Genomic DNA, 21,491 nt, shown 5'->3' on the forward strand with positions numbered 1-21,491 from the left:
ATAATGAAAAATATTTTTGTATTAGTGGCTACTATGTTGTTTATAACAGCATGTTCCACGGATTTAGAGCAGGTGCCCGGTAATTTAGGTGATGCAAGTTCTATAACAGATTATACTCCAGTATTGTATGCTGCATATAACTACCAAAACGAAGCTGCTGCACCAATGGCAATATTTGGAGACTTTAGAGCAGATAACGGGTTGTTTGATGAGGAGTTCACGGATTTTGATGAATTCACCGCGCCAAGTCCCTTGGCTGCTACTTCATCAAGTACATTTTTTCAGCCTTTTTATTCGGCTTTATACAACTCGATTTTAAGTGCAAATAATGTTATAATAAACTCCACAGATGCTACTCTTGTAGCTGAAGCTAGGTTTTTAAGAGGGTTGGCTTATTTTAAGCTGGTTCAGGTATTTGGAGATGTTCCTGTGAATTTAATTAACCCAACTGTGGAAGAAATTGCCGAAGCTGATGTATCAAGACAGCCTAAAAACAATATTTATAATAATGTAATTATTCCAGATTTAGAAGCTGCAAGAGATGGTTTACCAGCAACTACGGCAGCTGCAAGAAATGGTAGAGCTACAAAATATGCAGCACAAGGTTTGTTGGGTAAAGTCTATGCAACAATGGGTAATTATTCAGTTGCAGAAACCGAATTGGCTGCAGTGGTTAGTGGAACTGGAGCGGCTGGTATTCTAAGTTCAATGCCATTTGCCGATGTTTTTAGTAGTGATTTAAATGATGCCATTCTGTTTGCAACTCAAATGTCAGGATCTGTGACTTATAGTGGAGAAAGTTTTACAAATTGGTATGCAGGACAAAATACAAAAGCAGATGAGGGAGGGCCAGTATCTCCAGATTTAGTTAGTGCTTTTGCTGCTGACCCATCGGATGTAAGAGGTCCTTTAACGGTTAATAACAATAATGGAGATCCTGTTTCTGTAAAATATTCATCCTTGGGTTCAGTAGAACAGGATTGGATAGAATTGAGAATAGCAGATGTTGTTCTGCTTTATGCAGAAGCTTTAAACGAAAATTCTAAAACTACGGAAGCCATTACTGAATTGAATAGAATTAGATCTAGAGCAGGCTTAGCAAATACCACAGCTGTTTCTCAAACTGATGTTAGACAAGCTATTTTAGATGAAAGAAGATTAGAGCTTGCACTGGAAGGTCATAGATGGTTTGATTTGGTTAGAGCAGAAGCTAATCAACCAGGAATACTTGATGCTGAAATGGATTATGGATCACCAATCAGTAGTAATTATTATATATTCCCTATTCCAAATACTGAGGTAACCTCATTTGATGAAATAACACAAAACACAGGATATTAAAGAGTCTAATTTGTTCGAATTTAGTTGAAATTGTTAAGTCTAGTAGATTAAAATTTGATTTTGAATTAGTTTAGTTATGATTATTCGGCCTTCCGACAAGGCCGGATAATCTTTTTAAAATAAAGTAAAGGAATATTATTACAGGCTCGTTCTTTAATTTATTCAATATTTTAAAACACTTTTCGAATAATGTAAATTGAGAAATTAATACTTAATTAAAGGGTATTGAATTTTTTAGGGTTTACTGTAAAGCTATTCCTAATATAATTTGCATCTTCATTTTTTTATAATCTTGTGAATACAAATAATTAAGATTGGGAGCTCTATTTCAATGTTTATTTAGGATTATGAAATTGACTAATTTCAAGTAGGATTTATTGACTTTTTGAAGGGAAATTGATTAAAAAAAAACAAATAATATTATAATGAATAATTTAAAAGGAAAAGTTGCCGTGGTTACGGGTGGAGGTAGAGATATAGGTCGTGCGGTATGTGTGAAATTGGCTAAAGAAGGAGCAAAAGTAGTAGTTAACTATTTTGATAGTGAAACAGATAGGGATGCAACTCTAGAAGCAATTAAAACCGTTGGAGGTGAAGCTGTTGCAGTTTATGGAGATGTTACAAAACAAGAAGATATTGATAAAATGGTAACTAAAACTAAAGAAGCATTTGGAGATAAGGTTGATGTTTTAGTCAATTGCGCCGGAGGTCTTTTTGCGCGAAAAACTGTTGAAGAATTAGATGAGAATTTTTATAATCTTGTTATGGATGTTAATTTTAAAGGAACTGTTTTTGTAACTCAAGCTTTTAAAGCGTTAATGGGTAAAGGTGCGTCAATAGTAAACTTTGCATCTCAGGCAGGTCGTGACGGTGGAGGAGCGGGATCGGTAATTTATGCCGCTTCAAAAGGTGCGGTTATGACATTAACCAGAAATTGGGCTAAAGAATTAGGACCTCAGGGTATTAGAATAAATGCTGTATGTCCTGGGTTAATAGGAACCAAGTTTCATGATGATTTTACAAAGGATGAAATTAGAGAAAAGGTGGCGGCTTCAACCCCACTTCAGAGAGAGGGTAGGGCTGATGAAGTAGCAGACTTAGTGTCATATTTGGCATCAGATGAGTCCTCTTTTTTAACTGGTAATAATGTCGATATTAATGGAGGGCTTGCGTTTAGTTAGTACTAATATCAATTGTAAGTTTTGAAAAATATGATCCAGTTTAAGTTTAAAAACTTAACCTGGATTTTATACATAGAAGAATCTCTATGAAAATTCAATAAATGCTGAGTTTAATATTTACTGTTTTTATTATCTTTCAATTGTCAGGGGTCAACTATTTCTGTAAATGAATTTTCAAGAGAAAGTGTTTTAAGTCGAGTGTCTCCAAATAGAAATAATCAAGTGTTAGAAGAGCATCAAAGAATTTTAGACGCTATTGAGATTCAAGATCAGGAAGCGGTAGATTTGTTATGAGTTGCCATATATCTAAAATAAAACAACGCTTAATAAATATTCAATCAGATACTTCCAAAGAAAGCTATAGTACTTGGAAGTATCGTATTAGTTTATTTTATTTATTTGCTTTCCATTTTTCAAAGTCATCCTTAACTTCATCGGATGTTAGAGGGTACATGCCTATAATAGTTTTTCCTTCTAACACTTTTTCTGTAACAAATTGCTCGTAAAGTTCCATTTTAGCAGCTTCTTTTGCAACATCGTCAGCAAGATGAGCGGGGATAACCATAACTCCGTCTGAATCTCCTACTATAACATCATTAGGAAACACGGCAACATCTCCACAACCAATGGGTACATTAATATCTATGGCATGATTTAAGGTAAGATTTGTTGGTGCAGTTGGAGTATTATGATATGAATGAAAAGGTAATTTTGCTATAATTCCTGCATCTCTAAATCCGCCATCAGTTACAATGCCAGCTGCACCTCTTACCATTAAACGTGTTACTAGAATGGAGCCTGCTGAAGCTGCTTTAGCACTTTTTCTGCTGTCCATTACCATTACGTACCCCTCAGGGCAAGTCTCAACCGCTACACGTTGGGGATGTTTGGGATCTCTAAAAACGGTTATTGGGTTTAAATCTTCCCTAGCCGGAATATATCGTAATGTAAAAGCTTTTCCAACCATGTTAGATTTAAGATTTGCTAGGGGTTTGGCTCCTTGAATAAATTGGTTCTTTAATCCCATTTTAAATAATATGGTTGCTATTGTAGGGGTGCTTGTTTTTTTTAATTGTTCTTTTGATGAATCTAACATGTTCTACATTTTTCGATGAGGTTTAAATTTAACCAAAAAAAATATAGTATACAGCAATTTATTAAAAGTTACCTTTGTGCTGTAAATAAGTTAAAGATTATTTACTTTGTATAACCATGTTTTACTAATGAAAATCTCATTAAGTTTTTTAATTGGTAACACTTTTTTGCGGTGTTTTTTAGTGGTAGCAGAATTGAAATTGGCACTGTAAATAAATGACTGCAGAAGTAAGGATTTGGTAGTGATTAACTAATATAATAACAGATATTAAAATGAATACAAACAAGGTGTTTTATGCTACGAACCCATCAAATAATGAGCTTTTAGAAGGGGAATTTAATGAAGCTACATTTGCTGAAGTTGATGAGGTAGTAACTATAGCTTCACAGATATTTAATATTTATAGTAATAAGGATAACGAAAGTATTGCTGATTTTTTAGACCAAATAGCAGACGAAATTTTAGCTTTAGGAGATCAGTTAATAGAACGATGTCATTTAGAAACAGGGCTTCCACATGCAAGGTTGATTGGTGAGCGTGGACGGACAATGGGTCAATTGAAATTATTTGCCAATGTTGTACGTGAGGGGTCGTGGGTTGATGCTAGAATAGATACTGCAGATCCTAATAGAGAACCTCTGCCTAAGGTAGATATTAGGCATATGCTAAAACCATTAGGCCCCGTTGCAGTTTTTGGGGCAAGTAATTTTCCATTAGCATTTTCAACGGCAGGCGGTGATACAGCCTCGGCTTTGGCAGCAGGTTGTCCGGTTATTGTAAAGGCTCATGAGGCGCACCCTGGAACTTCAGAATTAGTAGCCCAAGCTATTTTTAAGGCTATTGAAAAATGCAATATGCCAGAGGGTACTTTTTCAATAATATATGGTGATAAAACCGTTGGAGAATCTTTAGTTAGACATTCTGGGGTTAAAGCCGTTGGATTTACGGGGTCTTACAGAGGAGGTAAAGCTATTTTTGATTACGCAAATTCACGACCAGAACCTATACCTGTATTTGCAGAAATGGGTAGCACAAACCCAGTGTTTATTTTGCCAAATGCTTTAGAGGAAAATGGAGAGGCTATTGCTTCGGGTTTGGTTGCTTCAATAACAATGGGTGTTGGTCAGTTTTGTACTAACCCTGGGTTATCATTTGTTCAAAATACAAAAGGAGATACCAGCTTTTTTTCATGCATTAAAGGTGAAATTAATAATGCAGCTGCCGGAATTATGTTGACAACGGGAATTAAAAATGCCTATGACAAAGGTATTGAGAGTATTTCTAGCTTGGAACATGTTGAAGATTTTGCAGATGGAATTGCTGGGGATAACCCTAATTCAGGGTTGCCAAGAATTTTTAAAACAAACATTGATGATTTTAAAAAGAATGAAGAAGCACTTTCCGAAGAGAATTTTGGGCCATCTAGCGTATTAGTGGAATCAAATTCTAAAGAAGCTACACTTGAAGCTGCAAGAAATTTAAAAGGGCATTTAACAGCCACAGTTTTTGGAACTCCTGAAGATTTTGAAAATTATAAAGAACTATTTAAAATTTTAGAAACAAAAGTTGGAAGGGTAGTTATTAATGGATATCCTACTGGGGTTGAAGTTTGTCACGCCATGGTTCATGGAGGACCATATCCATCTACTACAGCTCCACAATCTACATCAGTAGGAACAAATGCCATTAAAAGATTTGTAAGGCCAGTATGTTTTCAAAATTATCCAAGCGAACTACTTCCAGAAGCACTTAGAGATGAGAATATTTTGAATATTTGGAGGTTGGTTGATGGTGAATTAACTAAGAATGTCATTGCATAATAAATAAAAAGCAAAGATGAAAAACAATGTGTGTTTTTCATTTTTGCTATTTATTTAACCGCTGAGTTATTTTGAATAATCTCTAAGCCTGCGTCTATTAAATTGGCAATCTCAGGTCTGTTTTTCTTTATAGTTTCTAAATGAATAAGAACCTTTTCACTTAATTTGGTTTCATTTTCAATATGAGTTAATTCATAAAGTTCAACTGATAGTAACCAGTCATTTGAATGGTTTTCAATAAGCTCTTCAAGAATTTTTGTTCTAGATAAGGTTGTGTTTTTACCTTCCCTATAATCTCGTATTTGTTGATATAAATCTTCTAACTTTAATCTATTTTTAGACTTTTTAATTTGAATGGTTTTTTCTGAAGGAACATGTGTTATTAAATCAAAACTATTTAAATCTGCAGGACCAGAAAAAGCAGAAACAATGTCTTTTCCAACCGCCATATCATAAACACCCCATTCTGGTTTAAATAAAATAGTATCACCATAAGTTACAGTGCAATTTTTAAAACTAATGAGAATTATTTTTCCTTGAAGATTACGCTTTCCTGTAATAATCTCACCAGAAACTTTAATGCCACCATTAAATTCTAAAGTCACAATTTGTTCCTCATAAATATTATAAGCAGCCAAATCTCGTGGACTCATATCTTCAATAGCAAGATTAATACCTTTTAGTTTGCCAATCGGTGAACCAAATCCTTTAGAGTGTATTTCTGCATTATGAGAAACGAGTTCCTTTTCTCTATAGGCCAATGCTGTTTTTCCAGTAGTCTGAATATAAATGGCTGCATCGTTGTTCTCAATAACATCAGTGAAAATACCCGAAATTTGTAAGCCCGTACTCAATTCAATAGAGCCTAATGCTTTTGAATTAATGAGCCTATTGGCACCTGAGAGTCCACCAGTTCTAAGGGCCATTGTGTTAGCAAATTCTTCTAAAATCAAGCTTAAGTGAGCAAAGTCTGGTGTTACATAAAGTTGAGGCTGAGGTTTAGTAATATCAAAATTTTGATACGTTGCTTCAATAGTGTATGGTAATTTTTTAACAGCATCGGTCATACACCATTCGCTTTCTCCAATGGATGATAACAAGCCAGCTCCATAGATTTTTGGGTTTTCAATAGTTCCAATAAGTCCGTATTCAACTGTCCACCAATGTAAGTTTCTAATAAGAGCCATTTCACTTGGTTCGGTCATGTTTCGCTGAAGTTCTGCAATATGTTTTTCTGCTAGAACAATGTCATTTTTAGGTGTATTGGGAGCCTCTTTTATGATAGATAAATGCCTTACAGCTTCATATAATTCGTAATCTTTAGCAGAGGAAATTGCTTTACAGCCAATTTCTCCAAAGCGTCTTAAATATTCCGCATATTCCGGATTTGCAATAATAGGAGCGTGTCCTGCGGCTTCATGAATAATATCGGGCGCGGGGGTATATTCAATATGTTCTAATTGACGAATATCACTGGCAATTACAAGAACATTAAAAGCTTGAAATTCCATAAAAGCATTTGGTGGGATAAAACCATCAACAGCTACAGCTGCCCAACCTATGTCTTTTAAAATTCGGTTCATGCCATACATGTTCGGGATATTATCAATTGAAATACCTGTATCTTTCAAACCTTCTATATATGATTTATGAGCAACCTTACTTAGAAAAGTAACATTTTTACGCATTACATAGCGCCACACCGCGTGATCAATTGCCGAATAATCATTGTAGTTTTGAGGTTTAATAAACTGTTTTAAATGCTTGGGTAGCTTATTTAAAATCGGGTTTGTTTCAATTGAATTATTCATAATATATTTTGGAAACATAAACGTATTAAAAATACGAAAATCTTAGAAATAAGATTATATTTTGAATTTTACATATTAATTATTGTTAAATAATAGTATTTATTCAATCGAAAGGATTTTTATATATTTATAATTCTTATAAAACACTATGTATACTAAACGAATATTTCCAATTAAAGGCGTTTTAATTTGGACACGCCGTCACATCATTTTATTTATTGTTTTAGGTTTTATCCCGGTGATTCTATTTGATGTTTTAGAATTGAAGTGGCTGCACTTGCCATGGTTGCCCTTAGGGGTATTAGGTACTGCCGTGGCGTTTATTGTGAGTTTTAAAAATAATGCGTCTTATGATCGTTTATGGGAAGCTAGGAAAATTTGGGGAGGCATTGTTAATGCATCACGCTCATGGACAATTATGATTAAGGACTTTATAACTAATGATCATACGGCCAAATCTAAAACTCCAGAAGAATTACAGTTGATTAAACGCGAAATGGTACATAGGCACGTAGCATGGTTAAATGCACTTAGGTATCAACTTAGAAAAGATAAGCCATGGGAAATGCACTTAAAATCACAACGGTCAAATAAAGAGTTTAGAGCAAAGAATTATCGAGTTTGTGAAGATGTAGAACCTATTGAAGGTGCTGTGAAGCCATATATATCAGATAAAGAATTTAATGAAATATTTGCTAAAGGAAATCAAGCCTCACAATTGTTAGGTATACAATCGAGGCGATTAAAGGAGCTCATGGAGCAGGGGTTGATAGAGGATTTTCGGCATATGGAAATGATGAGTATGTTAACGGAGTTTTACACCTTGCAAGGTAAAAGTGAGCGTATTAAAAACTTCCCATACCCAAGACAGTTTGCTACCTTAAACTATATTTTTGTTTGGATTTTTATTCTGCTCATTCCCTACGGTATTATGGAAGAATTTGAAGCTTTTGGAGCTACAATTTTGGAACATCTAAGTATGCACACCGATCAAGATTCGTTTATTCATCAAACTCAAGTAGCTATTGCAAAACATTTTGTGTGGTTTTCCGTACCATTTAGTGCATTAATTTCATGGGTATTTCATACCATGGAGGCTATTGGTGAAAATTCAGAAAACCCGTTTGAAGGTGGTCCAAACGATGTGCCTATTACTGACATGAGTAGAGGTATAGAAATAGACATAAGACAGCTTATAGATGATACTGATATACCAGATCCATATATTTGGGAAAATGATATTGTAATGTAAAAAAAAGCGACTCAATTGAGTCGCTTTTTAAATTTATTGCATTGCTCCTGGAGGATATTTTTCCATTATTTTGGTAACAAATTCCTTTATACGTTCTTCTTTCTTTTCTGTGTTTTTACTTAAATAGCCCGTTCCCATACCTTGCCATATAAGCTCTTTTTTTGTGGCATCAACTAGGTCAATATATAAAGTGCCTTGTGTGCTAGTGCTTACTGAAGGTTGATTCCAACCCCAGCCCCATCCAGGACCCCAACCGCGACCCCATCCGCCCCAACCCCAGGCACCCATTCCCCAGGCGTTGTTGTATACGTTAACACGTTGGTTTGATTTTGTAAAGATGCTAACTAATATATCAGGGTTTGCAGATTTTGCGTATCCTTTAGCTAATAATTCTGCTTCAATGGCTCTAAGTATTCTACGTTTATCTAAATCACTTATTTCAGCTTTATCAATTCCTGTTTTAAAAAATGCAAAGGTTTTGTACTCTCCAAAACGGGCATTTTTATCATAATCTGCTGCAACCCGAACAGAGGAGCAAGATGTAATTACAAACAATAGTGCTAGTAGTGGTAGGGTTCTAAATAATGTTTTCATAATGCAAAATTTTTATGGTTAAGGTAAATTTAATAAACTATTATTAACTATGTTAGGTGTTTAAGCAAATAAGCTTTTCTAGAAAATAAAAGTTTAAATTTATTGCATCAAGAACCATACCAAGAGTTTAATTAATTTAATTGCTCTTTCTAATAGAATTTGTTGATTTGTTATAACCGTATGGGCAGTGTCTGCATCCGCTTTCACAACAATACCCCCGTTTTAAATGATATTGTTCTGTAAAGCATTTATAGCCTTCTGGAGTGATATAGTAATCACCCTCTTCAAGAGGAATGTTCTTTTTCATAATTTAGGCAAAGATAAAGCAATTTGGATTGATTTTTGAATAGCTGAAGTTATGATTATTGTTTCTAAATATTTAGTGCCAAAAGGTTATTTAGGTTTAACTTTTTTTCCTTTTATGTTTTTAAAATCATCTAACTTAAAAGTTAATAAAAGGCTTTTAAACCATGAACGAATACACTTAAGGCAGCAATTAGAACTTCTGGTAGTTCCCTTTTACCTGTGGTATATTTTGGAGTTTTTTATAAGATTATTAAAATATAAAAATTGGAATGAGGCCTATAGAAATATTTCTTTTGAAAGGGAATCATATTTTAAGGAAAATGATTTAGAATATTTAAATAATCGTCCTTTTTGGGCTTTTTTAAAGTATTTTTGTAAGCATGAATTTTCAGGTGGAAAATAGTATAAATGAGCCCGTTGTTTTATCAGAGCATTTTGGGGTTAAATTATATATTAAGAGAGAAGATAAAATTCATCCATTTGTTTCTGGCAATAAATACAGAAAGCTTAAATACAATTTACTAAAGGCCAAATCATTAGGGCATGATACTCTTTTAACATTTGGGGGTGCTTTTTCAAATCATATAGCAGCAGTTGCTTATGCCGGTAAAATGTATGGGTTTAAAACTGTGGGTATAATTAGAGGTGAAGAACTAAAGGGAAGAATTAAAGATAATAAAACCCTAAGTTTTGCAAAATCTAATGGCATGCAATTTGAATTTGTGTCTAGAGAAGTCTATAGAGAAAAAGCAAACTCTGAGCTTATAAATGGTTTGAAAGATTTTTTTGAGGACTTTTATCTTATTCCTGAAGGAGGTACAAATGACTTAGCTATTAAAGGTTGTGAAGAAATTTTAACTGATTTAGATGCTGAATTTAATTTTATATGTAGTGCTGTTGGAACAGGAGGAACCATTTCAGGGCTCATTAATTGTTCAAAACCTAGTCAACAAGTTTTAGGATTCCCAGCTTTAAAAGGTGATTTTTTAAAAGAAGATATTAGTAAATTTGTAACCAAGAAAAATTGGACGCTTATTACGGATTATCATTTTGGAGGTTATGCAAAAATAAACCAAGAATTGATAGCGTTTATTAATAAATTTAATGCGGAAAACAGCATCCCATTAGACCCTGTTTATACTGGTAAAATGATGTTTGGTATTTTTAATTTAATAAACAAAGGGTTTTTTAAAAAAGGAAGCAAAATTTTGGCAATTCATACCGGAGGTTTACAAGGGATAGTAAGTATGAATTCAGTTTTAAAAAAGAAGAATTTACCTATTATTGAATAAATGAATAGAATACTAATTTTAATATGTTTAGGTTGCCTTTTATTTAGTTGTAAAACTAGAAAGAATATAGAAGCTAAACCAAAACCAGAAGTGGTTGTAGTAAAAGAAAGTAAACCTAAAAAGGTTTACGCAAATGATACTGAAAGATATATTGATACTTATAAGGCTATAGCTCAAAATGAAATGAAGCTCTATAATATTCCTGCAAGTATAACCTTGGCTCAAGGTATTTTAGAATCTGGTTCTGGAAAAGGAAGATTATCTGTTAAAGCAAATAATCATTTTGGTATTAAATGCCATGGATGGAAAGGTGGTAAGATATATCATGATGACGATAAAAAAGGAGAGTGTTTTAGAAAATATAAAGATGCTAAGTATTCCTTTAGAGATCATTCATTATTCCTTAAAGAAAGAAAACGTTACGCAGGTTTATTTAATTTAAAAGAAACAAATTATAAAGCTTGGGCAAAAGGTTTAAAAGCTGCGGGTTATGCAACAGATAAAAAGTACCCGCAAAAATTAATATCATTAATTGAACGTTACAAACTTTATGAATATGATAGAGAAGTATTGGGTGACAATTATGAGGTTATTGAAGAGGTTGAGAATGAACTTGAAACCTATATTGTTGTAAAGGGAGATACTTTGTATTCAATATCAAAAAAATATAATATCACAGTCAAAGAACTTCAAAATTTAAATGGTTTAAAGGATAATGCCTTGAGTGTAGGGCAACAGTTACATGTAAAACCAGCGTCACAAAATTAATTTTAATGATTTATAAGAGAAGCAGTGCTTTGTTTGCCGAAGCAGAAAAAGTAATTCCAGGAGGTGTGAACTCCCCAGTAAGAGCATTTAAAGGGGTTGGAGGAACGCCTATTTTTGTTAAAGAAGCTAAAGGGGCTTATTTATATGATGAAGATGGAAACCGATTGATAGATTATATCAACTCTTGGGGGCCAATGATTTTGGGTCATGCTCATAAACCTGTTGTTGATGCAGTAGTTGAAAAGGCTCAAAAAGGAACCTCATTTGGAATGCCAACAGAAATTGAAACTAAAATTGCTGAATTAGCTGTTTCTATGGTGCCTAATATTGATAAAATTAGGTTTGTGAATTCTGGAACAGAAGCTTGTATGAGTGCAGTTAGGTTGGCAAGAGGTTATACCGGGAAAGATAAAATTATAAAATTTGCTGGATGCTATCATGGGCATAGTGATTCATTTTTAATTCAAGCAGGAAGTGGGGCTAGTACTTTTGGTACACCCAATAGTCCTGGAGTTACACATGGTACAGCAAAAGACACTTTGTTAGCTAAATACAATGATATTAACAATGTAAAGGAGTTAATTGAGGCTAATAAAGGAGATGTAGCATGTGTTATTATTGAGCCTGTGGCCGGTAATATGGGGTGTATTCCACCTAAAGATGGTTTTTTACAGTCACTAAGAGAAGTATGTGATTCTAACGATATTTTACTGATTTTTGATGAGGTAATGACTGGTTTTAGATTGTCAAAAGGAGGAGCTCAAGAACTATTTAATATTAAAGCAGATATTGTTTGTTTTGGTAAAGTAATAGGAGGAGGTTTACCTGTTGGTGCATTTGCTTCAAGAGATGAAATAATGAATTATTTGGCACCTGTAGGTCCGGTTTATCAAGCAGGGACTTTAAGTGGAAACCCTTTGGCAATGGCTGCAGGTTTGGCAATGTTGAATGAATTAAATAATGATGACGCAATTTTTAACCGGTTAGAGGAGAAAACAAAATATTTACATGAAGGTATTGATAAAGTTTTAAAGGCAAATGGAGTTGTGTATACAATCAACAGAGTAGGATCAATGATTTCTGTTCATTTTGATGAAGGTGAAGTAATAGATTTTGATACTTCTGCAAAAGGTAATAATGATACCTTTAAAAAGTTTTTTCACGGGTTGCTTAATGAAGGGGTTTATATTGCGCCAAGTGCCTTTGAAACATGGTTTATTACAGATGCTTTATCCTATAATGATTTAGACTATACTATTGAAGCTATAAATAAGGTTTCAAAAAGTTTATAACTTAAAAAAGGCAATTCAATATTTTGAATTGCCTTTTTATTAACAAACTATAATCAATCAACAAACTAAATCTATTTAGTTTTTCTTATCCATTCTTTTTATTGCCTTTGCCCTTTTTATTCCCTTTACCTCTTTGAGCCATTTTGGCCTGAATTTTTTCCCATTTAGCATATTGCTCCTCGTCTAAAATATTTTTCATTTTAGCTTTCATGGCAATTTGTTTGTCTAGTCTTTCATTAGCTCTTGCAAGACGTTGTTCTTTTGTTGGTTTTTCACGATCACCACTTTCTTTTTTAGTTTTTCTGGCTTCCATTTGTGCTTTGCGTTCAATGGCATTAGCTAATAAAATTTCATTAACATCTGCTTGTTGTTTTTCAGTCAGATCTAAATGTAAAGTCATTTTTTTTGTTTGTAAAGAAGCCATTTCTTCAGCAGAAAGGTTCATCATTCTTTTTCCTCGTTCTCCTCTGTTAGTTTTTTCTTTTCTTTCCTCTTGAGCAAAAGCTTGAACTGAAATAAAAGCTAAAGCAATTAATACTAGTTTTTTCATTGTTATTATAAATTTTAATGTTTAACGTATTGTTGCTTTTTTGACTTTTGAATATTAAAAAAGTTTAATTTGCTTTTTTAATTTAACTAGAAATTAACATTAAAAAACTAATAAAATATAATGGCGAATATTGAATTCTACTTGTGAATAGGGACTTTTAATTGAATTCCCGTTTGAAAATCTGGAGCGTTGTTTACGTCAAAATCTTGTTTAAGAAAAAGAGAAATTTTGTATTTAGGTCTGCCATATGTATAAATAAATGACGTAAAAGAAAAAGTATTGTAGAGTGTTGCAACACCATTATGCCAGCCACCATTTATTTCTTGCCATTTCCCTCTTAAACTATAATAATTTGATTCCGCTTTTTTGTTATATCTAGTTTGTATTTGGTAGTTAATTCCAAATGAATTGTAATTGTTTTTTTTAGTAAATGTGGTAAACTCAATGTTTCCTTCTAAGGTTCCTAGATAAGTGTTATTTCCTAAATCAATAGCATCATTACTTAGTTTAATAAGGTTTTTACGTAATATGTTTGCTCCAATTGCAAGGTTTAATTGATTTTGATTTTTAAAGTAGTATTGTTTTAGGGCATTTAAGGAAATACCAAAATCTAAAGAAGGATTGAATTTTGAAGTATTTATTCCTAAGTGACTACCAAAATTTATGTAAATGTTCTTGGTGTTATTAATTGATAAGTTGGGGTAATAATAATGGGAAAACTCAATACCACCAATAAAAAAGTCTCCATTTTCTAGTTTTAAAGTGTTTCCATTTCGGTCATAATATTCAAAGTTTACTTGATTTAATCCGTAATAACGTCTGCCAAATGGGTCCTCTCCACCAGCAATATTGCTGTGAAACCATTCAATAGTTTCATCACTTGTAAATATTGAAAAAGGGTGTTTGCCTTTAGTTATAAAATAAGACCTTAAATTAATAGTGATTTCTTGTTGTTTTGTGAGTGGTAAAAAAAGTTCCGCTCTAAATTCCTTAATAACAGCATCAATGACAATATTCATATAGTCTGCTGGTGTAGTAGTTTGGTTTATAAAATGGAAAGGACGATCATGCCAAATAAATTCACTTAATTGCTCTCTAACTGCCGGGTCTTTTGGAAAGTATGCTTCTACAAATGGGTGAAAATTATTGCCACTAGTGTAATTAAAAGATAACGTTTTGTTTCTAGTGCGTTTTTGTTTAAAATTTGTGTTTAATCTCGAATTGAAAATGCCAAAATGATGGGTGCTAACTAATGAAGGATTTTCAATCCCATTTTTTAAAGCTAAACTATCTTGTTTTTGAGCAAAAATAGATATTGTAAAGACTAAAGAAATTAGTTGAAATACTTTTTTTAGCATGGACCAAATATAGGATAAATTGATTTTTGATTATTCATCTTTAATAACTTTTAAAGTGGTCTCGTAAATTGATTTTTTCGTTATTTTACTCTTTAACCAAGCATAAAAACTCATAACAAAAATGTCTTCATGTTCGGCTTTAGTCCATTCAAAAGAGTTTTTAACGGTTTCCTTGAAAGAGTCTGAAGTAACTTCGTTAGGATTATTATAAAAATGTATCACCAGTTCTATAAAGGTAATGACGCGTTTCTGATTGGTGGCTTCTAGGTATTTGTAATGATTTCGTTGAAAGCTTAATAGTCTTGATTCAACCAAATCAAAATTTTCAAGTTCAACGTGTAGTAGTATTTCAGTAAGATTCTTTTTTAAAACCCAATCAATACCACCCTTTTCAATATACCATTTGTCTGTATGATAAAACTTTGAAAATATGTGCAGGGCTTTTTTAAACTCATTTTTTTGAAAATAATACATGATTAAGCTCAAACGTATATCTAGTAATGATTCAATATCAGTATGTTTTTTGTTTAAAAATGGTTCTAATAGATTGATGGCTTCATCTTGATTACTAGTATAGTTTAAGTTAAGTGATAAAAGTAAGTGATACTTAGGGCTAAATGTGTTATAGTATTTTTTACGGTGAAGGGACATTTCATTGTGCATTAGGTTTAGGTATTCTAAAGAGGCTTTAAATCGTTTATTTCTAAAAAATGTATTGGCAATCATATACAAAATCTGTATATGGTAAAATGGTTGTTTTTCTTCACTTTTATAAGAGATGATTGAGTTGTACGAGTTTATTAAAAAAGGTTCAACTCTTAAATAATCGTTGGAGGCAAAGGCAGAAAAACTTATAATGCTCATGAGTTGATATAGCGATTTAAAAGATAAGTTTTCATCAATGTTAATGTTGTACTGATTAAATAAATTGGTTAAAATGGTTTGAAAGTCAATAATCTCACCTTTATAAGTAATGGCATTTAAAGTATGTTTTAGTTTAGCATAAACAATATTGAGTTTGTCTTCTAAAATTTGTTTTTCCTGATTGCTGTTGAACTTTGAAATTAATTCATCAAGATTAATAGAAGAATTAGAGTCGGCAAACTGAATCTGGGTGTGATAAATCTCATTAAGTAAAGTGAATAAATGGTGCTCTTTGGAAATAGTTTCAGCTTTGTTTAATATCTTAAAAGCAGTTTTGTACTCTTTTTGTTGCAGATAATATCTTGCTGCCAAGAGATATTTAATTACTCCCATTTGCACTGAACTCTCTTCTTGTAAATTGTGGTTAGCAGTAAAATTTATAATAGATTGATACAAGCGTTTTCTTAAGGCGTGGTAGGCGTTTTTTTTATGACTTCCGTATAGTTTTAAGCAAATGTCTTTAGAATCTAAATTGCTGTTTGATAGTAATTTGAACAACATGATATTTTTTACATCACCTCGTTTGTTGTTTTTTTCTAAGTGATTTAAAAATTGGTGCTGTTCTTCAGAAGAAAAAGTGGAAATTATATTATTTAAATCATTCATTTAATCGTCAGTTAATATTATAATATTATACTAAATATAAGGTATAATATATTATAGTTTAAAATTAAATCGTCAGTTTTATAATAATATTGTTTTTGGTTAATCACAGTTGTTTTGCAGTTTTGTCATGTAATCATTAAAACAAAAATTATGAATTATCAAACAACAGTTTCAATAGATGAAAAATCTAAAGAAACAAAATTGAAAAAAACACCTAAAGTTTTTGACCAAAAACCAACACCTGCTTTTATTAGCGCCTCGTGGTCTGCATTGTTTATAGGAATGGTTTCTTACTGCATTGGTTTATGGAATTCTGATATGATGTTAAACGAAAAAGGCTACTATTTTACAGTTTTGCTTTTTGGGTTGTTTTCAGTTATTTCTGTTCAGAAAGCTGTTAGAGATAAGTTGGAGAATATTCCAGTTACCGATATTTATCATAGTATTAGTTGGTTTACAACAGTGGCTTCTATTGTGTTATTGGTAGTTGGCCTTTGGAATGCAGATTTACTTTTAAGTGAAAAAGGATTTTATGGTATGTCTTTCTTGTTAAGTTTGTTTGCAGCCATTGCTGTTCAGAAAAACACAAGAGATGTTCAGTATATAGAACGAAATAATAAAGTAGAAAAATAGTGAGATATAAAACTTATGAATCAAAACAAAATAGTTGAGATATTGTTTTGATGATTGGTTAGTTAACCCAAACCCCGCAGCTCTGGTTGCGGGGTTTAAAAGCATGCTAATATGAAATCTAAATTAACATCTTGTTTAATGGAGTTTTATAAAGACAAATTAATTTCAGATAAAATTAGAATCTTTGAAATTTCTGGTGTTATACTCACAGCAGTTGGGAAATTTGTTTTTATGGATTATCTCAATTGGAGATTACTCTTTGTAGTTTTTGCCATAATTTCTTGGGGTGTTTATATTTTCTATAGATATAAAAAGGAAAGAGGTGTTTTAAAATATTGGGGTTTTAGAACCGATAATTTTAAAAAGGTTTTTAAATTGATGTTGCCTTTTGCTCTGGTTTCAATAATAACGTTTTTAATAATAGGGTATTTTAATAATAGTATCAATTTAACATGGCACGTTATACCACTGCTAATCACTTATCCAATTTGGGGTGTTGTTCAGCAGTATTTAACTATTAGTTTAATAGCTGGCAATTTAAAGGATTTAAAAAGCAAAAAATTGAATAATATTCTAATTATTTTAATTACAGCGGTCCTGTTTTCTATAGTTCATTATCCCTCAATTTGGTTAATGATAGGGACTTTTATTCTTGCATTATTTTATGGTTATGTGTTTTTAAAGCAAAGAAATGTTTATGTTATGGGAGTATTTCATGGTTGGTTGGGAGCACTGTTTTATTACACAGTTGTTGATAGAGATCCTTTTCAGGAAGTATTCTTAAATATTTTCAGTTAAAAGTTATGGTTGCTAATATTGAAAAGGTATTTGAAAAACCTCAAAAACCAATTAGTCTATTTTATTGTATATTAGTGTCAAACAGGTTGTAAATGCCTTATTGGATACATATATGTATAGTAGTTTTTGTTGCCTATGTGGTAATAAGTATTGCTTTGTATTACTTACAAGATTATATGTTGTTTAAACCGGAAAAACTTCCGAATGATTTTGAGTTCTACTATGAAAATCAGAACATTAAAGAATATAATTTAGAAACTAGAGATGGTGCGGTTATAAATGGTTTATTGTTTAAACCTAAAGGTGAATCTAAAGGTGTAGTTTTATATCTAAAGGGAAACTCTAAAAGCATTAAAGGATGGGGTAAGTTTGCGGTTGATTTTACTAGGCATGGTTATAATGTTTTAATGATTGATTATAGAGGCTTTGGAAAAAGTACAGGGCGTCGTTCACAAAAAGCTATTAAAAGAGATTTACAAGTAATTTATAATAAACTAAAGGAGAAAACAACCGAAGATAGAATTGTATTATACGGTAGGTCATTAGGTTCTGGTTTTGCGGCAAAATTAGCGTCTATGAATCATCCTAAAATGCTTATTCTAGATGCGCCCTATTATAGTTTAACTAAAGTGGCCGCAAGGTATGCGCCTTTTATGCCTTTATCTCTTCTAATAAAGTATCCGCTTCCAACTTATAAATGGTTAAAGTACGTTCAATGCCCAATCCATATTATACATGGTACTAATGATAAGTTGATTCCTTATAAAACCAGTGTAAAATTATCAAAAGTAAATCCAAAAAACACTAAATTACATACCGTAATTGGTGGCGGACATAAAAATTTAAATAACTTTGAATCCTACCATGAAATGATTCATAATATATTAAATAGTGCGCCCGAAAAGATAGATTTATCAACCACCAGTATTAAAGTTAATCATGTGTCGAAAAGGAATAAGGAAAAAGCTTAAAATAGCTATCGCTATTCTTGTGGGTGTTTATTTGATATTGGGAGCTTCATTATATTTTTACCAAGAGAAAATTTTGTTTTTGCCCAGGCCTTTACCCAATGACTATAGCTTTGAGTTTTCTTATCCTTTTGAAGAAGTTTTTTTGAAAACTGATGGAGGTAAAATTAATATGATTCATTTTAAAACTGAGGAACCTAAAGGGGTGGTTTTGTATTTTAATGGTAATTCTAGAAATTTAGCCAGTTGGGGTAGAAGAGCTCAGTTTCTTGTAGAAAAACAATATGATGTTGTAGTGTCTGATTATAGGGGGTTTGGGAAGAGTAAAGGAGTAAGAAGTGAGGCCGCATTTTATAGCGATGCTCAATATTGTTACAATTTTTTAAAAGAACGATATGATGAGGGAAATATTAGTGTTTATGGTCGCTCACTTGGTACTGGTATAGCTACATATGTAGCCTCAAATAATAACCCTAAGCAACTCGTTTTAGAAACGCCATATTATAGTATTCCAGATGTAGGGCGGTCTAGGTTTCCTATATTTCCTTTAGAATGGCTTGCAAAGTATAAGTTTCAATCTTACAAATATATACAACAAGTTAATTGTCCAATAACTATATTTCATGGTACTGATGATGATGTTGTGCCGTATGCCTCGGGAGAAAAGCTTTTTGAAGTAGCTCCTAAAACAATTTCAGAATTTATTTCTATTAAAGGAGGGCGTCATAACAACTTAAGAAGGTATGATGAGTATCAGCAAAAAATTGAGACTTTATTCAGGTAATATTTAATTAGTATAATTGGGGTTGCCAAGGAGTTCTCTTAAAAATTTTAACAATCTAACTTTCTTTTCTTAAAGAATTAATAAATAGCTGTTAAACATTTCTAAATAGCAATGATAGTTTAGGTTTTTTATAGTCTATTTGTACCAGTTTAGTTTTTGAAGATGATATCTTAAAATAATCTTTGATTAATAATCTTAAATTATTTTAGTATTATATTTAGTTAAGTTAGTTAGTTTAGTTAGAAAAGCCCCGTAATTATCATTACGGGGCTTTTGATTTTTATTGTTTATTAGTATTAAACTAAATCACGCTAACAAATAACCCTTCATCTGATTTTTCAACTTTAGCTAGACTGTTTTTTGTAAGCTCTTTAATTGATTTGTCCCATTTTTTATTTGATAAACCTGATTGTGTTTTTAAATCTCCTAATGATAATTTTTCAGCTTTTTTTAAGGCTTCAAAAACGACCTTGGCATCATCGCTTAAAGCCACCGCTTTTTTCTCAGGTTTCATTTGAGGGAAGAACAATACTTCTTGAATAGATTGGTTGTTAGTTAAGAACATAATTAAACGGTCCATACCAATTCCCATACCAGAAGTTGGAGGCATTCCGTATTCTAATGCTCTTAAAAAGTCATGGTCTATAAACTCAGTAGCTTCGTCATCACCTTTTTCAGCTAGTTTTAATTGGTGTTCAAAACGCTCACGCTGATCAATGGGGTCGTTAAGTTCAGAATAAGCATTAGCTATTTCTTTACCGCAAACCATTAATTCAAAACGTTCGGTTAATTCAGGATTGTCCCTATGCTCTTTACATAATGGGCTCATCTCTTTTGGATAATCTGTGATAAAGGTTGGCTGAATGTAATTGCCCTCACATTTTTCACCAAATATCTCATCTATCAATTTTCCTTTACCCATAGTTGAATCCACCTCAATACCTAGGCCTACTGCAGCTTGTCTAATCTCGTCTTCACTTTTTCCAGTAATATCAAACCCTGTAAAATGTCTGATAGAATCAGCCATAGTCACACGGGCATAAGGTGCTTTAAAATCTACTTCATGTTCTCCAAAAGTAGCTTTTGTAGTTCCGTTTACGGCCAAGGCACAATGCTCTAATAGTTGCTCGCAGAAATCCATCATCCAATTGTAATCCTTGTATGAAACATAAATTTCCATAGCTGTAAATTCTGGATTATGAGTTCTGTCCATACCTTCGTTTCTAAAGTTTTTAGAAAACTCATAAACACCATCAAAACCACCTACAATCAATCTTTTTAGATAAAGTTCATTTGCAATACGCATGTATAAAGGAATGTCCAAAGAGTTGTGGTGCGTTATAAAAGGTCTCGCAGCTGCTCCTCCAGGAATTGGCTGTAAAACCGGTGTTTCAACTTCAAAATAACCAGCATCGTTAAAAAACTGACGCATGGCATTGAACAATTTGGTGCGCTTAACAAATACATCTTTTACATGTGGGTTTACAGCCAAATCTGCATAACGCTGTCTGTAACGTTGTTCAGGATCTGTGAAAGCATCATATACTACACCGTCTTTTTCCTTTGGTAATGGTAATGGTTTTAAAGCCTTACTTAATAATGTGAAGTCTTTTACACGAACACTTTGTTCACCAACTTTAGTGACAAATAATTCGCCTTCAATACCAATAAAATCACCAAAATCAATCAGTTTTTTGAAAATGTCGTTGTATTTGGTTTTGTCTTCTCCTTGACAAATTTCATCTCTGTTAAAATACACTTGTATTTTGCCTTCACCATCTTGTAATTGAGCAAAACTAGCTTTCCCCTGCACTTTAATCATCATCAATCTTCCAGCAATAACCACCTGTTTGCCTTCCTCAAAACTCGCTTTAATTTGTTTTGAAGTATGGTCTACAGGATACAAATCCGCAGGATATGGGTTTATGCCTAACTCACGTAATTTTCCTAGTTTTTCTCGTCTTACTAGCTCTTGCTCTGATAATTGCGACATCTTAATAAAGTGTGTAAATTTTAAGAGCACAAAGATACTATTAATAGCTAGCTTTTAAAATAAAATTTAGTGTAACAAAATCATAAAGATGACGTCACACAAGTAATCATCAATCAAATTATTA

20 protein-coding genes are annotated in these 21,491 nt (G+C 32.4%); 12 read left to right on the forward strand and 8 right to left on the reverse strand.

Annotated elements, in window-relative coordinates; genetic code table 11:
* The first annotated feature begins 3 nt into the window (after window positions 1-3).
* A complete protein-coding gene (locus tag N1F78_RS09180; RefSeq protein ID WP_406682865.1) occupies window positions 4-1,341 on the forward strand; it encodes a RagB/SusD family nutrient uptake outer membrane protein in 1,338 nt (445 codons plus the stop codon).
* 425 nt (window positions 1,342-1,766) lie between these two features.
* On the forward strand, window positions 1,767-2,522 hold the full coding sequence (locus N1F78_RS09185) for an SDR family NAD(P)-dependent oxidoreductase (protein WP_406682866.1): 756 nt from the start codon (window positions 1,767-1,769) through the stop codon (window positions 2,520-2,522).
* Window positions 2,523-2,913: 391 nt separating this feature from the next.
* Here N1F78_RS09185 and N1F78_RS09190 read toward each other — a convergent pair whose 3' ends face one another.
* Window positions 2,914-3,618, reverse strand: coding sequence for a ribonuclease activity regulator RraA (locus N1F78_RS09190; protein ID WP_406682867.1), 705 nt, complete (start codon window positions 3,616-3,618; stop codon window positions 2,914-2,916).
* A 272-nt stretch (window positions 3,619-3,890) separates the two neighbouring features.
* On the opposite strand from N1F78_RS09190, the gene N1F78_RS09195 reads away from it, so the two are divergent.
* Complete coding sequence (locus N1F78_RS09195) at window positions 3,891-5,438, forward strand: aldehyde dehydrogenase (NADP(+)) (RefSeq protein WP_406682868.1); 1,548 nt, start codon at window positions 3,891-3,893, stop codon at window positions 5,436-5,438.
* Window positions 5,439-5,488: 50 nt separating this feature from the next.
* Here the strand turns inward: N1F78_RS09195 and N1F78_RS09200 are convergent, their stop codons facing one another.
* The gene (locus N1F78_RS09200; RefSeq protein WP_406682869.1) at window positions 5,489-7,249 is read right to left on the reverse strand and encodes an aromatic amino acid hydroxylase; all 1,761 of its coding nucleotides are present in this window, start codon (window positions 7,247-7,249) and stop codon (window positions 5,489-5,491) included.
* Between the two features lie 148 nt (window positions 7,250-7,397).
* Between N1F78_RS09200 and N1F78_RS09205 the strand changes: the two genes are divergently transcribed.
* The gene (locus N1F78_RS09205) at window positions 7,398-8,501 is read left to right on the forward strand and encodes a bestrophin family protein (protein WP_406682870.1); all 1,104 of its coding nucleotides are present in this window, start codon (window positions 7,398-7,400) and stop codon (window positions 8,499-8,501) included.
* 33 nt (window positions 8,502-8,534) lie between these two features.
* Here N1F78_RS09205 and N1F78_RS09210 read toward each other — a convergent pair whose 3' ends face one another.
* Complete coding sequence (locus N1F78_RS09210; protein ID WP_406682871.1) at window positions 8,535-9,095, reverse strand: DUF4136 domain-containing protein; 561 nt, start codon at window positions 9,093-9,095, stop codon at window positions 8,535-8,537.
* Window positions 9,096-9,231: 136 nt separating this feature from the next.
* On the reverse strand, window positions 9,232-9,402 hold the full coding sequence (locus tag N1F78_RS09215; RefSeq protein ID WP_406682872.1) for a DUF5522 domain-containing protein: 171 nt from the start codon (window positions 9,400-9,402) through the stop codon (window positions 9,232-9,234).
* 51 nt (window positions 9,403-9,453) lie between these two features.
* Here N1F78_RS09215 and N1F78_RS09220 point away from each other — a divergent pair, with 51 nt between their 5' ends.
* Genes N1F78_RS09220 through hemL form a run of 4 tightly spaced genes read left to right on the forward strand, consistent with a single transcriptional unit; the run spans window position 9,454 to window position 12,753 of the window.
* Window positions 9,454-9,804, forward strand: a complete 351-nt coding sequence (locus N1F78_RS09220) for a hypothetical protein (RefSeq protein WP_406682873.1) — start codon at window positions 9,454-9,456, stop codon at window positions 9,802-9,804.
* Entirely contained in the window at window positions 9,782-10,693 is a 912-nt protein-coding gene (locus N1F78_RS09225; RefSeq protein WP_406682874.1) for a 1-aminocyclopropane-1-carboxylate deaminase/D-cysteine desulfhydrase, read from the forward strand. Before N1F78_RS09220 ends, N1F78_RS09225 begins: the two co-directional genes overlap by 23 nt.
* Complete coding sequence (locus N1F78_RS09230; RefSeq protein ID WP_406682875.1) at window positions 10,694-11,461, forward strand: glucosaminidase domain-containing protein; 768 nt, start codon at window positions 10,694-10,696, stop codon at window positions 11,459-11,461.
* Window positions 11,462-11,466: 5 nt separating this feature from the next.
* A complete protein-coding gene (gene hemL / locus N1F78_RS09235; protein ID WP_406682876.1) occupies window positions 11,467-12,753 on the forward strand; it encodes a glutamate-1-semialdehyde 2,1-aminomutase in 1,287 nt (428 codons plus the stop codon).
* 85 nt (window positions 12,754-12,838) lie between these two features.
* Here hemL and N1F78_RS09240 read toward each other — a convergent pair whose 3' ends face one another.
* The 3 genes from N1F78_RS09240 to N1F78_RS09250 form a co-directional block, all read right to left on the reverse strand.
* Window positions 12,839-13,303, reverse strand: a complete 465-nt coding sequence (locus N1F78_RS09240) for a hypothetical protein (protein WP_406682877.1) — start codon at window positions 13,301-13,303, stop codon at window positions 12,839-12,841.
* 137 nt (window positions 13,304-13,440) lie between these two features.
* Window positions 13,441-14,661, reverse strand: a complete 1,221-nt coding sequence (locus N1F78_RS09245) for a hypothetical protein (RefSeq protein ID WP_406682878.1) — start codon at window positions 14,659-14,661, stop codon at window positions 13,441-13,443.
* A gap of 30 nt (window positions 14,662-14,691) precedes the next feature.
* Complete coding sequence (locus N1F78_RS09250) at window positions 14,692-16,191, reverse strand: hypothetical protein (protein ID WP_406682879.1); 1,500 nt, start codon at window positions 16,189-16,191, stop codon at window positions 14,692-14,694.
* A gap of 150 nt (window positions 16,192-16,341) precedes the next feature.
* On the opposite strand from N1F78_RS09250, the gene yiaA reads away from it, so the two are divergent.
* From yiaA to N1F78_RS09270, 4 genes are all read left to right on the forward strand, one after another.
* On the forward strand, window positions 16,342-16,824 hold the full coding sequence (gene yiaA, locus N1F78_RS09255) for an inner membrane protein YiaA (protein ID WP_406682880.1): 483 nt from the start codon (window positions 16,342-16,344) through the stop codon (window positions 16,822-16,824).
* A 111-nt stretch (window positions 16,825-16,935) separates the two neighbouring features.
* Complete coding sequence (locus tag N1F78_RS09260) at window positions 16,936-17,622, forward strand: lysostaphin resistance A-like protein (RefSeq protein WP_406682881.1); 687 nt, start codon at window positions 16,936-16,938, stop codon at window positions 17,620-17,622.
* Window positions 17,623-17,714: 92 nt separating this feature from the next.
* Window positions 17,715-18,593, forward strand: a complete 879-nt coding sequence (locus tag N1F78_RS09265) for an alpha/beta hydrolase (protein WP_406682882.1) — start codon at window positions 17,715-17,717, stop codon at window positions 18,591-18,593.
* A complete protein-coding gene (locus tag N1F78_RS09270) occupies window positions 18,562-19,374 on the forward strand; it encodes an alpha/beta hydrolase (RefSeq protein WP_406682883.1) in 813 nt (270 codons plus the stop codon). Before N1F78_RS09265 ends, N1F78_RS09270 begins: the two co-directional genes overlap by 32 nt.
* Before the next feature lie 301 nt (window positions 19,375-19,675).
* On the opposite strand, the gene lysS is transcribed toward N1F78_RS09270, so the two are convergent.
* Complete coding sequence (lysS, locus tag N1F78_RS09275; RefSeq protein ID WP_406682884.1) at window positions 19,676-21,367, reverse strand: lysine--tRNA ligase; 1,692 nt, start codon at window positions 21,365-21,367, stop codon at window positions 19,676-19,678.
* Window positions 21,368-21,491 lie beyond the last annotated feature (124 nt).

The organism is Seonamhaeicola sp. MEBiC01930 (assembly GCF_045277075.1).
Taxonomy (GTDB): domain Bacteria; phylum Bacteroidota; class Bacteroidia; order Flavobacteriales; family Flavobacteriaceae; genus Seonamhaeicola.

Excerpts from the sequence above, each read along its gene's own strand:
- N1F78_RS09180 (WP_406682865.1), top strand. The coding sequence starts at position 4 with ATGAAAAATATTTTTGTATTAGTGGCTACTATGTTGTTTATAACAGCA.
- N1F78_RS09185 (WP_406682866.1), top strand. The coding sequence starts at position 1,767 with ATGAATAATTTAAAAGGAAAAGTTGCCGTGGTTACGGGTGGAGGTAGA.
- N1F78_RS09190 (WP_406682867.1), bottom strand. The coding sequence starts at position 3,618 with ATGTTAGATTCATCAAAAGAACAATTAAAAAAAACAAGCACCCCTACA.
- N1F78_RS09195 (WP_406682868.1), top strand. The coding sequence starts at position 3,891 with ATGAATACAAACAAGGTGTTTTATGCTACGAACCCATCAAATAATGAG.
- N1F78_RS09200 (WP_406682869.1), bottom strand. The coding sequence starts at position 7,249 with ATGAATAATTCAATTGAAACAAACCCGATTTTAAATAAGCTACCCAAG.
- N1F78_RS09205 (WP_406682870.1), top strand. The coding sequence starts at position 7,398 with ATGTATACTAAACGAATATTTCCAATTAAAGGCGTTTTAATTTGGACA.
- N1F78_RS09210 (WP_406682871.1), bottom strand. The coding sequence starts at position 9,095 with ATGAAAACATTATTTAGAACCCTACCACTACTAGCACTATTGTTTGTA.
- N1F78_RS09215 (WP_406682872.1), bottom strand. The coding sequence starts at position 9,402 with ATGAAAAAGAACATTCCTCTTGAAGAGGGTGATTACTATATCACTCCA.
- N1F78_RS09220 (WP_406682873.1), top strand. The coding sequence starts at position 9,454 with ATGATTATTGTTTCTAAATATTTAGTGCCAAAAGGTTATTTAGGTTTA.
- N1F78_RS09225 (WP_406682874.1), top strand. The coding sequence starts at position 9,782 with ATGAATTTTCAGGTGGAAAATAGTATAAATGAGCCCGTTGTTTTATCA.
- N1F78_RS09230 (WP_406682875.1), top strand. The coding sequence starts at position 10,694 with ATGAATAGAATACTAATTTTAATATGTTTAGGTTGCCTTTTATTTAGT.
- hemL (WP_406682876.1), top strand. The coding sequence starts at position 11,467 with ATGATTTATAAGAGAAGCAGTGCTTTGTTTGCCGAAGCAGAAAAAGTA.
- N1F78_RS09240 (WP_406682877.1), bottom strand. The coding sequence starts at position 13,303 with ATGAAAAAACTAGTATTAATTGCTTTAGCTTTTATTTCAGTTCAAGCT.
- N1F78_RS09245 (WP_406682878.1), bottom strand. The coding sequence starts at position 14,661 with ATGCTAAAAAAAGTATTTCAACTAATTTCTTTAGTCTTTACAATATCT.
- N1F78_RS09250 (WP_406682879.1), bottom strand. The coding sequence starts at position 16,191 with ATGAATGATTTAAATAATATAATTTCCACTTTTTCTTCTGAAGAACAG.
- yiaA (WP_406682880.1), top strand. The coding sequence starts at position 16,342 with ATGAATTATCAAACAACAGTTTCAATAGATGAAAAATCTAAAGAAACA.
- N1F78_RS09260 (WP_406682881.1), top strand. The coding sequence starts at position 16,936 with ATGAAATCTAAATTAACATCTTGTTTAATGGAGTTTTATAAAGACAAA.
- N1F78_RS09265 (WP_406682882.1), top strand. The coding sequence starts at position 17,715 with ATGCCTTATTGGATACATATATGTATAGTAGTTTTTGTTGCCTATGTG.
- N1F78_RS09270 (WP_406682883.1), top strand. The coding sequence starts at position 18,562 with ATGTGTCGAAAAGGAATAAGGAAAAAGCTTAAAATAGCTATCGCTATT.
- lysS (WP_406682884.1), bottom strand. The coding sequence starts at position 21,367 with ATGTCGCAATTATCAGAGCAAGAGCTAGTAAGACGAGAAAAACTAGGA.